The sequence below is a fragment of the Paraburkholderia sp. SECH2 genome (assembly GCF_030464795.1).
In the GTDB taxonomy this organism is placed as follows: domain Bacteria; phylum Pseudomonadota; class Gammaproteobacteria; order Burkholderiales; family Burkholderiaceae; genus Paraburkholderia; species Paraburkholderia aspalathi.
Window position 1 is genome coordinate 1 of sequence record NZ_JALPRH010000023.1, and the last position, 12,478, is coordinate 12,478.

At 63.2% G+C, this 12,478-nt stretch carries 11 protein-coding genes; 2 read left to right on the top strand and 9 right to left on the bottom strand.

Features of this window, described 5'->3' with window-relative positions; genetic code table 11:
* Nucleotides 1–171: 171 nt before the first annotated feature.
* From M0D66_RS28970 to phnS, 8 genes are all read right to left on the bottom strand, one after another.
* On the bottom strand, nt 172–732 hold the full coding sequence (locus M0D66_RS28970; protein ID WP_266212329.1) for a phosphonate degradation HD-domain oxygenase: 561 nt from the start codon (nt 730–732) through the stop codon (nt 172–174).
* A gap of 4 nt (nt 733–736) precedes the next feature.
* Complete coding sequence (gene phnY, locus M0D66_RS28975) at nt 737–2,188, bottom strand: phosphonoacetaldehyde dehydrogenase (RefSeq protein ID WP_266212330.1); 1,452 nt, start codon at nt 2,186–2,188, stop codon at nt 737–739.
* A complete protein-coding gene (phnA, locus tag M0D66_RS28980; RefSeq protein ID WP_200619613.1) occupies nt 2,185–3,441 on the bottom strand; it encodes a phosphonoacetate hydrolase in 1,257 nt (418 codons plus the stop codon). Before phnA ends, phnY begins: the two co-directional genes overlap by 4 nt.
* 57 nt (nt 3,442–3,498) lie before the next feature.
* Nucleotides 3,499–4,233, bottom strand: a complete 735-nt coding sequence (locus tag M0D66_RS28985; protein WP_266212331.1) for a phosphonate utilization associated transcriptional regulator — start codon at nt 4,231–4,233, stop codon at nt 3,499–3,501.
* An 87-nt stretch (nt 4,234–4,320) separates the two neighbouring features.
* Nucleotides 4,321–5,184, bottom strand: a complete 864-nt coding sequence (phnV, locus tag M0D66_RS28990; protein ID WP_266212332.1) for a 2-aminoethylphosphonate ABC transport system, membrane component PhnV — start codon at nt 5,182–5,184, stop codon at nt 4,321–4,323.
* Entirely contained in the window at nt 5,174–6,118 is a 945-nt protein-coding gene (locus M0D66_RS28995) for a 2-aminoethylphosphonate ABC transporter permease subunit (RefSeq protein WP_093632796.1), read from the bottom strand. The genes phnV and M0D66_RS28995 overlap by 11 nt, the downstream gene beginning before the upstream one ends.
* On the bottom strand, nt 6,096–7,196 hold the full coding sequence (gene phnT / locus M0D66_RS29000; protein WP_200619616.1) for a 2-aminoethylphosphonate ABC transport system ATP-binding subunit PhnT: 1,101 nt from the start codon (nt 7,194–7,196) through the stop codon (nt 6,096–6,098). The genes M0D66_RS28995 and phnT overlap by 23 nt, the downstream gene beginning before the upstream one ends.
* 87 nt (nt 7,197–7,283) lie before the next feature.
* Nucleotides 7,284–8,375 (bottom strand): 2-aminoethylphosphonate ABC transporter substrate-binding protein, encoded by a 1,092-nt coding sequence (gene phnS, locus M0D66_RS29005; RefSeq protein ID WP_054039254.1) that lies wholly within the window; start codon nt 8,373–8,375, stop codon nt 7,284–7,286.
* A gap of 375 nt (nt 8,376–8,750) precedes the next feature.
* Between phnS and M0D66_RS29010 the strand changes: the two genes are divergently transcribed.
* Nucleotides 8,751–9,860, top strand: coding sequence for a 2-aminoethylphosphonate--pyruvate transaminase (locus M0D66_RS29010; protein WP_266212387.1), 1,110 nt, complete (start codon nt 8,751–8,753; stop codon nt 9,858–9,860).
* A gap of 111 nt (nt 9,861–9,971) precedes the next feature.
* Here the strand turns inward: M0D66_RS29010 and M0D66_RS29015 are convergent, their stop codons facing one another.
* Nucleotides 9,972–10,727 carry a DeoR/GlpR family DNA-binding transcription regulator gene (locus M0D66_RS29015; protein ID WP_266212333.1) on the bottom strand — a complete coding sequence of 252 codons (756 nt, stop codon included), beginning with the start codon at nt 10,725–10,727 and terminating at the stop codon, nt 9,972–9,974.
* Nucleotides 10,728–10,902: 175 nt separating this feature from the next.
* Here M0D66_RS29015 and M0D66_RS29020 point away from each other — a divergent pair, with 175 nt between their 5' ends.
* Nucleotides 10,903–12,462 carry an AarF/ABC1/UbiB kinase family protein gene (locus tag M0D66_RS29020; protein WP_266212334.1) on the top strand — a complete coding sequence of 520 codons (1,560 nt, stop codon included), beginning with the start codon at nt 10,903–10,905 and terminating at the stop codon, nt 12,460–12,462.
* Nucleotides 12,463–12,478: the final 16 nt, after the last annotated feature.

The window sequence follows — 12,478 nt, forward strand, 5'->3', positions numbered from 1 at the left end:
CCCGCTTCCCGTGCTCCGGTGTCCGAAGCACGAAAGAGCGAGATTCTAGCGAGCCAAACGGCCCCTTGCAAGCGTTATTTTGATACGCATGGACTGCGCCAGAAATGGCGCGAGAATTGAAAACGACTGGCACAACAAGCCCACCCGAAGCTCAGCCGAAAACCACCCCGTTCAGGCAGCCACGTGCTTCTGCATCACACGTTCCACTACGCTCAAATAATGATCGAGCCCCGGCGTCGCACAGCTCTCTTCTTTTGCGCGGTCGTCCCATTTGCGCAGACGCAAGGCGTCTTCCGCGTAGGGCTTCTGCAGGAACGCTTCTGCCTCTTCCTTACTGAAGATGCCGCCTTGCAATTCCAGGCTCCGCACCGAATCAGCGGAAAGCTGGCCGAAGTACGCATCGTCGATTGCGCAGAGACAGCGCTTGGCGTCGACGTGCAACCGGATCGGCTCCAGCACCGCGTCCGACAACACCGGCCGCAAGAACGGCAGCGCGAAATACTGATGCAGATCGTCGATGCCCCGCTCCGTCGGCGTTTCACCTTGCAGATTCAGCAGATGGCCGAGGTCATGCAGAAACGCGGCGGCGACGAGTTCATCGTCGGCACCCGCCTCTTCCGCCAGTGCGCCGCTCTGCAGCGCATGTTCAAGCTGCGTCACCGGTTCGCCGCTATAGGCGAGCTTGCCATATTGCTCATATAACGAACGGATGTCGTTCAGACTCAATGCCACGTTCTTACTCCCACGGTAATGAAAAGGTCTTCAGATTGGTGAAGCTCTTCATCGCTTCCTGAACACCTTCCTTATAGCCAAGCCCGGAATCCTTGATGCCGCCGAACGGCGTCAGTTCGATCCGGTACCCTGGCACTTCCCACACGTTGACTGTTCCCACGCGCAATTCATTGATGAAGCGCGTGATCGCGTCCTGCCGGTTCGTGCACACACCGGAGGACAATCCGAACGCCGTCCCGTTACTAATACGAATGGCGTCATCGAGCGTGTCGAAGGTAATGATCGGCGACACCGGGCCGAACGTTTCCTCGCGTACCAATGTCATCGACGGGTCGACGCCATCCAGCACCGTCGGCGAATAAAGCGCGCCGTCGCGTTGGTTTCCGATGCGCAAGCGCGCGCCACTCGCCACAGCCTCGTTCACACGCGCCTCGAATAGTTGCGCCGCGGCGACGTCGATCACCGTGCCCATCTGATTCGACGCATCGAACGGATCGCCATAGGTCCATGCGCGCGTCTTCTCCACAACCAGATCGGTGAAGTCCGCCGCGATGCTCTTCTGCACCAGCATTCGTTTGACTGCAGTACACCGCTGCCCGGAGTTCTTATACGAGCCCTGCACGGCCAGTGTCGCCGCGCGATCGAGATCGGCGTCTTCGAGCACGATCAGCGGATCGTTGCCGCCAAGCTCCAGCACGACGCGCCGGTAAGCCGCCTTCGACGCAATATATTTGCCGATCGCCACGCCACCGGTGAACGTGACGAGATCGGCCAAAGGATGCGTAATCAGTTCATCGGCGATTTCGCGCGGATCGCCGGTCAGCACCTGCAGCATCGGCGTCGGCAAACCCGCTTCATAAAGAATGTCCGCCAGATAAAACGCCGACAACGGCACCTTCTCCGAAGGCTTCAACACCACGCGATTATTGGTTGCAATAGCCGGCGCAATCTTGTGCGCGACCTGGTTCATCGGATGGTTGAACGGCGTAATCGCGACGATCACACCCGCCAGCGGCTCACGCTGCGAAAACACCCGGCGCTTCTTGCCATGCGGCGTGAGATCGCAGGAAAAACTCTGCCCGTCGTCGCGCAAGGCTTCGATCGAGGCAAACTTGAACACATCGGCGACGCGGCCGATCTCATAGCGCGAATCCTGCTTCGACAAACCCGACTCGAGCGAAATCAGGTCAGAAGCTTCCTCGGTCCGCTCCCGCAGCAGCGCCGCAGCGCGTTCGAGAATCTGCGAGCGCTCGTAGCGCGTGAGCTTCGCCTGATAGGCGGCGGCGTATTCGAACGCGGCGCGCACATCGTCGATGCTCGCCAACGGAACCGTACCCACCCGCGTCCCTGAATAAGGATCGAACACGTCGAGCGTGCGCGAGCGCATCGCGCGCTCGCCTTTGAGCCGCAGCGCTTCCGCCCGAAATGCCGGATGGTCCCGCAGCACGGCGTTCATGATGGCGACACGTGATTCAAAGCGACGTCGAAGATATCGAAGTTGCGCAACCGTTTCCCAGAAGGCAAACCCTCGACGCGGCGATTGAACAACAATGGCACTTCCTGCTCGGAGATGCCGCCGTGCGAACGCAACGGCACGGTCAGTCCGGACAGATCGTGTTCGTCGCGACGCGTGCCGAGCACCACATGCCGGGTACTGACCACGACGATATCGCCGACGCGGTCATTCGGCAGCTCGAAGCGCTCGCAAGCGGCGTGATTGTCGAGCACGACTTCAATGCCCTGCAATCCGCCGATCCGTTCGATCACCTGCGTAACGCTCACATCGTGCGGCAGGTAAATCGTCGCGAACGAACCGAGCGCGCCGTGATGCACGACATAGGGATCGGTAATCGGCAAGATGACACGGGCGCGCCCAACACCAAGCCAATCGTCCAGCACGTCCTGCAGATAGATCACATTCGGCTCGCCAGTCTTCGGATCGTGCTTGGCGTTCATGCCGTGGTCGGCGGTGAGGCCGATCACCCAGCCGAGCGCATCGAGTTTGGCGAGGTAGCCGTCCATCATCGCGTAAAACGCGTTCGCGCCTTCGGTGCCCGGCGCCCATTTATGTTGAATGTAATCGGTGGTCGACAGATACATCAGGTCGAGCTTGCGGGTTTCAGCAAGCCGCACGCCGGCGGCGAACACGAACTCGGACAAACCCGCGCTATACACATCGGGCACCGGCAAGCCGACCAGATCGAGTACTTCATCGATGCCGTTTTCTTCGCGCGTCACCTTGTCGGCTTTTTCCGCCGAGAAGCAGATGCCCTTCAATTGCCAGCCGAGCAGCCGGCGCAGCTTGTCTTTCGCGGTGACCACGGCGACCGCCGCGCCTGCTTCCGCCGCGGCAGCCAGCAAGGTCCCCGCGCGCAGATAGGCCGGATCGTTCATCATCACTTCCGCGCCTTCGCCGCCGTTCGCGTCCGGGTCCCAGAAGTAGTTGCCGCAAATGCCGTGCACCGAGGGCGGCACACCGCACACGATCGAAAGATTATTCGGGTTGGTGAACGACGGAATCACGCAGTCACCCTTGAAGGCCGCGCCGCCCTTGAGCATCTTACCGATGAAAGGCGCGACGCCGGCCGCGACTGCGGCTTCGAGGTAATCGTATTCACAGCCGTCGACGCACACCACGACCGTGGGTTGCGAGGGCAGCCGGTAACTGCGGCCGTTGACTTCGATCGTACGTTCGCTTGCGTTTGCCATTGTTACCTTCCGTCCGTTGAGAGCACGTGTGCTCCAGTCAATCCGTTGCAGCCAGTCTCAATCGTTCGATGCCGCCGACATCCGCACCGCACCCAACGACCCCGCCGGTTCGCACGCCTCACGCGCGCGCTGCAGGCCACCGTTCACATGAGCATGCATCAACGCCGCAGCATGTTCGGCATCGCGCGAGGCCAGCGCCGTCAGAATCGCGCGATGTTCGGCGAGCGAGCGTTCCATCGCATCGGCATGCACCACCAGCGCGGCGCGGCGAAACAGACTCAATTCGCTCACCAGCCTTCGATAGGTCTCGTACAGCTTCACATTGCCCGACGCCGCCACGATCGCGTCGTGAAACGCCACGTTGGCGCGCGCGTAGGCATCGTGATCCTGCGCATCGAGCGAGGCGCGCATCGCGTCGAGCCACTCGCGCAACACCGCAAGCTTCTGCGCATCGATACGCGAAGCCAGCATCCGGCACGCCGCTTCTTCGAGCACCGCGCGCACCGCATAAATCTCGTCCGCTTCCGCGAGCGATACTGTCCGCACGAACACGCCGCGGTTTTTCTCGGTGCGCACGAGACCCGCTTGCTCCAGCGCGCGAAACGCCTCACGCACCGGCCCGCGTGACACCTGCAGACGCGCAGCCCAGTCGGCCTCGTTGAGTTTGTCGCCGGGTGCGAGTGCCCCTTCGGTGATGTGCCGTTCGATTTCGTCGCGGACCAGCGTCGTCAGCGAATGCCTGCGCACAACCTCGATCGGATCGACAGAAGCAGTTTGCATATATTCGGTCATTTTGACAAATTTCGCCACATTGATATGTGTCTGCACGCCCGCCGCCTGGCATGCGCACGCAAACACAACAATCAGAAGGTGTGCCCGTCAGTCCACCCGACGGCGCGGGACACGCGCCGCGATCAGCAGCAACGCAGCAAGCGAGACCATCAGCAGAATCAGCGACAACGCGGAGGCCGGCAGGTAATAACCGCGCTCCACCTGCCCGACCACCACGATCGGTACCGTTGCAAAGCCCGGCGGGTACACGGTGAGCGTGGCGCCGAGTTCGCCGAGCGAGAGCGCGAAACCGAGTGCGAGACTTGCGCGGATCGCCGGCACCAGTTGCGGCAGCACGACGCGGCGCAGCACCATCGACGGCGGCGCACCCAGGCTCGCCGCAGCTTCGCGCAGAACGGTCAATTCCGGACGCAACGCGGCGGCCGCGCAGCGGTAGCAGAACGGCAGCACCAGCGCGAGCTGCACGAACACGACAATGGCCGCCGAGCTCGACAGATCGAGCGGACGCTTGTGGTACGCGATCAGCACGGCCAGCCCGAGCACCACGCTCGGCACGCCGTTGGGCATCATCGCGATGGTGTCGACGAATGCGCCGAGACCACGCCGGTCACGGCCTTCGAGCGCCAGCGCCAGCCACAGCCCGAGAATCGTGCCGAGCACGGCGACGCCCATGCCGATGCTGAGGCTTGTAGTCAGCGCGTCGAAGTCGCTGGAACCGAGCCGCTCGAACCAGCGTGTGCTGAGGCTGTCCGGCAGGATCGTGCCCGACCAGTGCCCGGCGACGCTCGACAGCGCGACCACCAGCACCGGCAAGACGAACAGCCAGAAGCACACCAACGCGGCAAAGCCGAGAAACAGACTGCCGAGTATGCGCACCGGCAGACTGCGGCGCACCGGCCGCGCCTTCTTGTGCATGACCGGCAAAACGGTTGGGTCGAGTTCAACGGCCATGGCCCGCTCCTTTCACCTTGCGACGGTTGACCTGGCGGTACAACGCGTACAGCGACAACGACATGATCAGCATCACGACCGCGCCGGCGGCGGCGGTCGGCAGATCCAGGTCGACGGTCGCCGAGCTGTAGATCGCGACCGGCAGCGTAATCAGGTGCGCGCTGCCGAGCACGAGCAGAATGCCGAACTCGTTCAAGGTCAGCAGAAAACACAGGATCGTGCCCGCGGCGATGCCCGGCCACGCGAGCGGCAGGATCACCTTGAACGCGACCATCCAGCCGCTTGCGCCGAGACTGCGGGCGGCTTCGATCAGACGCATGTCGAGCGTGGCAAACGACGCCAGCGTAGGACGCACAACAAATGGCGCGTAGAAGACCACTTCCGCGAGAATCACGCCGCCCACGCCGAACAGGAAATTGAGCGGTGGTGCCTCGAGATGAAACAGCTGCTGCAAGGCGATGCTGACCGAGCCTTGCGAGCCGTACAGAAAGATCAGCGTGAACGCGACCAGAAACGAGGGGAACGCGACGAACAGCTCGAGGAACCGCGTGACCATGCGCGCGCCGGGAAACGGCTTGAAGAACAATAGCGACGCGAGACCGATACCGAGCAAGGATGCGAGCCCGGCGCTCACACACAGAATCCACAGCGTGGTGCCGACCACGCCGCGCGTTTCCGGATTGCCGAAAAACGCCGAGTAGGCCTGCAGACTCAAACCGTGCGGACCGGTGAAACTCAGCAGCACCAGACGCACGAGCGGATAGATCACCAGCGGACCCAGCACGACCACCGCGAGGAACAGCAGGTGCCATTGCGCCGCGCGTTCGCGTCGCTTCACCGCCGCCGTGTGCGAGGCCGCGCTCGCGCTGCGGCGGGCATCCGCAGCAGCGTCGCTGATCGAATTGGGGGTATCAGGGGTTGATAAGGACGACATCGTCAGCCTCATAACGCAGGGAAACACGCGCGCCCTTCTCCGGCATCATGCCGTGGCCACGCTGCATGGTGACCAGCACAGGCTCGTTAGGCATCGCGTCCAGAGCGACCGACACCGACAACACCGCGCCGTACCATTCGACCGACGCAATCGCACCATGCAATTGCCCCTCGCCAAGCGGCACGATACGCAGCGCTTCCGGACGCAGACAGGCGACCCGCTCGCGCTCGTTGTAGCGCACGTCGTCCATGCCGAATGCCACCTGCGGCGGCAACAGATTGGCCGCGCCCAGATAGCGCGCGACGAAACCGTCGCTCGGCGTGTCGTACAACTGTTGCGGCGTGCCGAGTTGCGCGATGCGGCCTTCGCGCATCAGCAGCGTGCGGTCGGACAGCACCAGCGCGTCGTCCTGATCGTGCGTCACGCAGACGATCGTCAGATTCGGCAGGCGCTCGTGCAGCGCCTTCAGTTCGGAACGCACCGAGGCGCGCAGATTGGCGTCGAGTGCGGAAAGCGGTTCGTCGAGCAACAACACATCGGGCTCGATCACAAGCGCACGCGCGAGCGCCACGCGCTGCTGCATGCCGCCCGACAATTGCGCCGGCATGTGATGACCGGCGTCGCCCAGTTGCACGAGCTTCAACGCGTCGGCGACACGTCGCGCGACATCCTTCGACTGCGTGCGGCGTGCACGCAATCCGAACGCCACGTTGTCGAATACCGATAGATGCGGGAACAGTGCATAGCTCTGGAACAGCAAGCCGAGATTGCGCTTATGCGGCGGCACGTGCGTCAGGTCGTGACCGGCGACGGTCAAAGTGCCCGACAGTCCGTCCGCTTCGATGAACCCGGCGATGAAGCGCAACAGCGTGGTCTTGCCGCAACCGCTGCGACCAAGCACGGTGAGCAACTCGCCGCGCTGAATGGTCAACGACAGATCGTCGAGCACGGTGCGCGTGCCGAAGCGCACCGTCAGATGGTCGATCTGCACGCCGCCCGGCGTGTTCGAACGCGCGCCGTCGAGCGCGTCCGGTGAGGCGCCGAGCGCGCCTGGGTGAGCAAGACTGGCCGTATTCACCGGGTTCATCCTCCAACTGGATTAATGCTGATACGGCGCCCCGCACGGATGCGGGAAGCGCCGCCTGACTCAATTGCGAACTGCGGCTTACTTCGGCTTGACGACTTCGAGCTGCTTGCCCGACGAGCCGATCACATCGCTCTTCCAACGTGCCGTCCAGTCAGCCTTCTTCGCCATCACTTGCGTCCAGTCCACCGGAATCAGCGTCACGCCGGCGATCGCCTTCTTGACTGCTTCGCCGTTCTTGCCGGCGAGCGGCACGTCCGTGCGGCCCGGGATACCGAAGATGTCCGGCACCTTGGATTGCACATCGGTCGACATCAGGTAGTCGATCAGCTTCTTGCCTTCAGCCTGGTTCGGACCGTTCTTGATCAGGCCGATCGCGTACGGCAGCTGGAACGTGGTCGGCTTATCGCCGGCTTTGGCTGCGAGGAAGATCGGCTTGAGCGACAGGCCGCCGTTCGCTGCATCGTCCAGATCCATCTGCAGGTCGCCGTTAGCGAAGGCGATTTCGTTACGCGAGAGCAGTACGTCGAGGTAGCCCGTGCCCTTGGTGTGGAACTTGGCGCTCTCTTCAAGCTTCTTCAGATAGTCGAACGCCTTGTCTTCGCCCATCAGCGACGTGGTCAGGATGATCACGGCCATACCGTCGCCAGCCGTAGCCGGGTTCGAGTAGGCGACCTTGCCGGTGTAGTCCGGGTGCAACAGGTCGGCGAAGGTCTTCGGCTGGTTCTTGGTGACGTCCGGGTTGATCGCGAACGAGAAGTAGTTGTTCACGAAAGTCGCCCACGAACCGTTCGGCGCCTTGGCAATCGCCGGCACGTTCTTGTAGTTGGCGCTCTGATAAGCCTGCAGCAGGCCGGCCTGGTCGGCTTGCTGGATGAACGGCGGCAACGTGACGATGACGTCGGCCTTCGGCTGATCCTTCTCGATGGTGGCGCGGTTCACCACTTCGCCGCTACCTGCCGTGACGATGTTGACCTTCACACCTTCCTTCTTTTCGAAGGCCGGCAGCACATCCTTATAGAGGTTTTCGAGGCCGTCGGCGGTGTACAGCACCACGGCGTCAGCCGCATGGGCCTGCATCGCCGTGCCGCCGAATGCTGCCGCGGCGATCAGCGCCGGCAACAGTTTGCGTGCGAGGCCAGCCGTGGCGTGAAGGGAATTCGTCTTTGTCATGTCGCTCTCTCCGAAAGGCAAAAAACCAGACGGTCGGGATATCCCGATACCTGTTGTGATTGAACGGCGGTAGCGCCGCGCCGCTTGCGTGTTGCCCGCAGCCAGTTGCCGTGCAGTTTCGCCCGAATTCGCGGGGATTGCAGATTGCCGACAACTTTGCTGCTTCTTCTCCAGCCTGACTTACAGCTCACCTACCACATTCGCGCTGCCGGCCATGCCTGAACGGGCACGGCAAGGATCACAGGTTTCCGTGACAACGCCATGACGATTCTGGCGAATTCCAACAATTGACACAATTCGCCAATAATATCCAAATCAATCTTTTCGTCACCCTGCCTGGGTGACGGACATTCATCTGATGACGGAGGCGCTGTGATTCCTGGAAACGATCCAATCCTGTTGACGCCGGGCCCGTTGAGCACTTCGCCGCAAACCCGCGAGGCGATGCTGCGCGACTGGGGCTCGTGGGACGCTGCTTTCAACCGTATGACCCATAGCGTGTGCGCCGACCTCGTCAAAATCGTACATGGCGAAAATGACTATGTTTGCGTACCGCTTCAAGGCAGCGGCACGTTCGCGGTCGAAGCGGCGCTCGGCACGCTGGTGCCGCGTCAAGGCTGCGTGCTGGTTCCGAACAACGGCGCGTATTGTGCCCGTCTGATCCGAATATTGCAGCGTATGGGGATCGCTTATGTGGAACTGACGCTGCGCGAGGACGAACCGGTCAGCGCGGCCGCCATTGAAGACGCCCTGAACCGCGACTCGCGTATCACTCACGTCGCGCAAGTCCACCTGGAAACGAGCGCCGGTCTGCTCAATCCGCTCGACGATATCGCCGCGGTGTGTCAGCGGCACGGCAAAAGCCTGATCGTCGACGCGATGAGCTCGTTCGGCGCACTGCCGATCGATTTACGGCGCGGCGGCATCGACGCGCTGATCTCGGCGAGCGGCAAATGCCTGGAAGGCGTGCCGGGCATGGGATTCGTGATTGTGCGGCGCAGCGTGCTGGAGCGAAGCGAAGGACGTTCGCCGTCGCTCGCGTTGGATCTGTACGATCAATACGTCTATATGCAGAAGACGACCCAGTGGCGCTTCACCCCGCCGACTCATGTGGTCGCGGCTTTGCGTCAGGCGCTCGATCAGTTCTTCGCGCAAGGGGGACAAGCGGCACGCGGCGCACGCTATACGCGGAACTGCGCGGCGTTGGTAAGCGGCATGAAAGCGCTCGGCTTCGAACCGTTTCTGAAACCCGAAGTACAGGCGCCGGTGATCGTCACGTTCTACGCGCCGCGCGACCCCGCGTGGAATTTTGCAAACTTTTATGCCGCGGTGCGCGAGGCGGGTTACGTGCTGTATCCCGGCAAGCTGACGCAAGTGGACACGTTCCGCGTGGGTTGCATCGGCGCGATCGATGCGGACGAACTGCATAGCGCGGTGGCCGCGATCGACCGTACGCTGAAATGGCTTGGGATTCGCGTGAAGTGACGTGACGTGGATGCCGCAGAGCAGCCGTGGCGCGCAGGTATGCGGGGCGCTCGCTCATGCGTTTCTCCGCTCTGGCCACCTGCCGCCCGTGTGCTCCATGGGCGCAGCCGCTCAGGCGATCAGGATTTCCGGCCCATGCGCCGTGATCGCCTTGCCGAGCGCCTTCTCCGGCGCCAGCTCGGTGACCAGATAACGCGCCGATTCGATCCCGTTGATGCGCACCGGGGTCACGCGCCCGAACTTCGAGTGGTCGGCGACAACCACCACCATGTCGGCGGCGGCGATCATACGGCTGCGCACTTCGGCGGCCATGCGGCTGTAGTCGGTCAGGTAGCCGTCCGGCGAAATGCCGCCCGCACCGATGAAGGCGAAATCCGCGTGGTACTGCGTCAGCTGTTGCACAGTGTCGAGGCCGAAAGTGGCGTCTTCGATATCCGACAGCTCACCGCCGAGCAGCGTCACGCGGTTATCGTTGCGGCGGCCGAGCAGCAGCGCGATACGCCAGTCGTTCGTATAGACCGACAGGCGGTGCCGGTCGAGCAGCGCCCGGGCCACCGCTTGCGTGGTGCTGCCCGAATCGATGATCAGCGAGGCGCCGTCCGGCACGAACTCGGCCGCGCGTTCGCCGATGGCGCGCTTGGCGCCGGCGTTGGCGGCTTCGCGCGTATCGAGGTCCGGCTCGCGCCGGTCGCTGGAGAGCGCGCCGCCGTGGGTCGTGACGAGCAGACCGCGCCCGGCCAGCGCATTCAGATCGCGGCGGATGGTCTCGCGCGACACATTCAGTTCGCGCACCAGTTCAGCGACCGAGAGCGCGCCGGTTTTAGCGACTTGCGCCAGGATGTATTGGTGACGTTGTTCTGCGAGCATCTGTTGGAGGCCGGGAACCGGCACGCTTGGGTTTCGCCACGATTGGAGAAGGCCGCGGTATTGTATTACGCGTGGCACGGGGACGCTCCTCTTATGGCGCTTACCTGCTAATCTGAACGCCCTGGCCGCGCGCCGACGCCTGTCGAAACCGCGTAGCCCGTCAACCGAACTGCCGATGCCGCCACTGTTTCGCCGCTTACTGCTGCTGTTCCACGCGTTGCGTTATGGCACACGCCTGATCTGGCTTGCCGCCCCATCCGACCACAAACTGCACTGGATGATCGAGCTGATCGGCCGCGTGCACGCGGCCGGGCGCAGCGGCGCGAGCCTGCACGGCGTGCTGCCCGCGCTCGGGCCGCTCGCGAGCCGCTTCGCGCAGACCCTGGCCGAACGGCCCGAACTCGCGAGCGGCACCCTGCACGATGCCATCGACGCAATCGATCATCTGGAAGCCGCGCTGCCGCCGCAGGAATCCGAATTGGCTTTGGCACGCGCATTCGGCCGGCCGCTCGCCACGATCTTCAGCGCAGTCGATCTGGTGCCGGTGCGCGGCGGCTTTGCCGAACAGACGCACTTCGCGCGGCTCATCGTGCCGGTCAACGGCCATAGCGAAGTGGCCATCAAGCTGGTGCACGCCGATCAGTTGCAACAGATCGGCGACGAGCTCGCGCTTCTGCGCTGGGTCGCGCGCTGGCTGGAGAAATTTTCCGGCTCGGCCCGCCGCCTGCAACTGCGGACGTTGGCGCAGACCTTCACCGACGATATCCAGCGCCGTTTCGATCTGCGCGCCGAAGCCGCCAATCTGAGCCAGACCGGCCATCATTTCGACGGCGACCGGCGCATCGTCGTACCGGACGTGATCTGGGACCTGTGCACCAACCAGACGCTGACGATGCAACGCGTCAGCACCTTGGCCGCAAGCGACCTGCCCGGCCTGCATCTGCACCACGTCAAGCTTGCGCCGCTGGCCGCGCATATCGTCGAGGTGGTGACTGAACAGGCATTCGAGCACGGCTTCTTTCACGCGACGCTCGATGCGCGCAAAGTGCGCGTGAGCATCGAACCGGACACGCTGGGACGCCTCGTGCTGGCGGAGTTTTCGATCATGTCGAGCCTGTCGACCGGCGAGCGCGAATTCTTCGTGCACGGCGCGACTGCCCTCTTCGACCAGGACTACGGCCGGCTCGCCGAACTGCATCGCGACGCCGGTCATGTGTCCGACGACACGCGCAAGGAGATACTCGAAGCCGAGTTGCGCACGCGCGCCGAAGCGCACTTTGCAGCCGCGCCGGAGGACCGCTCGGCGGGTTCGCTATTTCATCATCTGCTGCATGCGGTGCATCCGTTCGACGGCGCCGTGTCCGGGCGGCTCGCCACCGCGCAGCGTTCGTTCCAGCAGGCGGAAATGCTCGCGCGTGCGCTGCATCCGGGTGTCGATACGTGGAATGTCACACGCGGCGTGCTGGCAGGCATAGCGCAGCGCGATATGGATCATCGCGGCTGGATCAAGCGCATCTCGCGCGAGTTGCCACATCTGGCGCATATGCTGCCGCGCGTGCCGCAATTGGCCGTGCGCTATCTGCAGCATGAGCACGATCGCGCCCGCACCCCGCAGCAGAATGCGCAGTTGATGGTCGATATCAGCCATGAATATCGGCGCACGCGTGTGCTGCTGTGGGCGTGCGCGGTGTGCGGCGGAGTACTCGGCGCGGGGACGGTATTGCTGATGTGGTGATGATTGCAGCTTCGAA

Excerpts from the sequence above, each read along its gene's own strand:
- M0D66_RS28985 (WP_266212331.1), bottom strand. The coding sequence starts at position 4,233 with ATGACCGAATATATGCAAACTGCTTCTGTCGATCCGATCGAGGTTGTG.
- M0D66_RS28995 (WP_093632796.1), bottom strand. The coding sequence starts at position 6,118 with ATGTCGTCCTTATCAACCCCTGATACCCCCAATTCGATCAGCGACGCT.
- phnY (WP_266212330.1), bottom strand. The coding sequence starts at position 2,188 with ATGAACGCCGTGCTGCGGGACCATCCGGCATTTCGGGCGGAAGCGCTG.
- phnS (WP_054039254.1), bottom strand. The coding sequence starts at position 8,375 with ATGACAAAGACGAATTCCCTTCACGCCACGGCTGGCCTCGCACGCAAA.
- M0D66_RS29015 (WP_266212333.1), bottom strand. The coding sequence starts at position 10,727 with ATGCTCGCAGAACAACGTCACCAATACATCCTGGCGCAAGTCGCTAAA.
- phnV (WP_266212332.1), bottom strand. The coding sequence starts at position 5,184 with ATGGCCGTTGAACTCGACCCAACCGTTTTGCCGGTCATGCACAAGAAG.
- M0D66_RS29020 (WP_266212334.1), top strand. The coding sequence starts at position 10,903 with ATGCCGCCACTGTTTCGCCGCTTACTGCTGCTGTTCCACGCGTTGCGT.
- phnA (WP_200619613.1), bottom strand. The coding sequence starts at position 3,441 with ATGGCAAACGCAAGCGAACGTACGATCGAAGTCAACGGCCGCAGTTAC.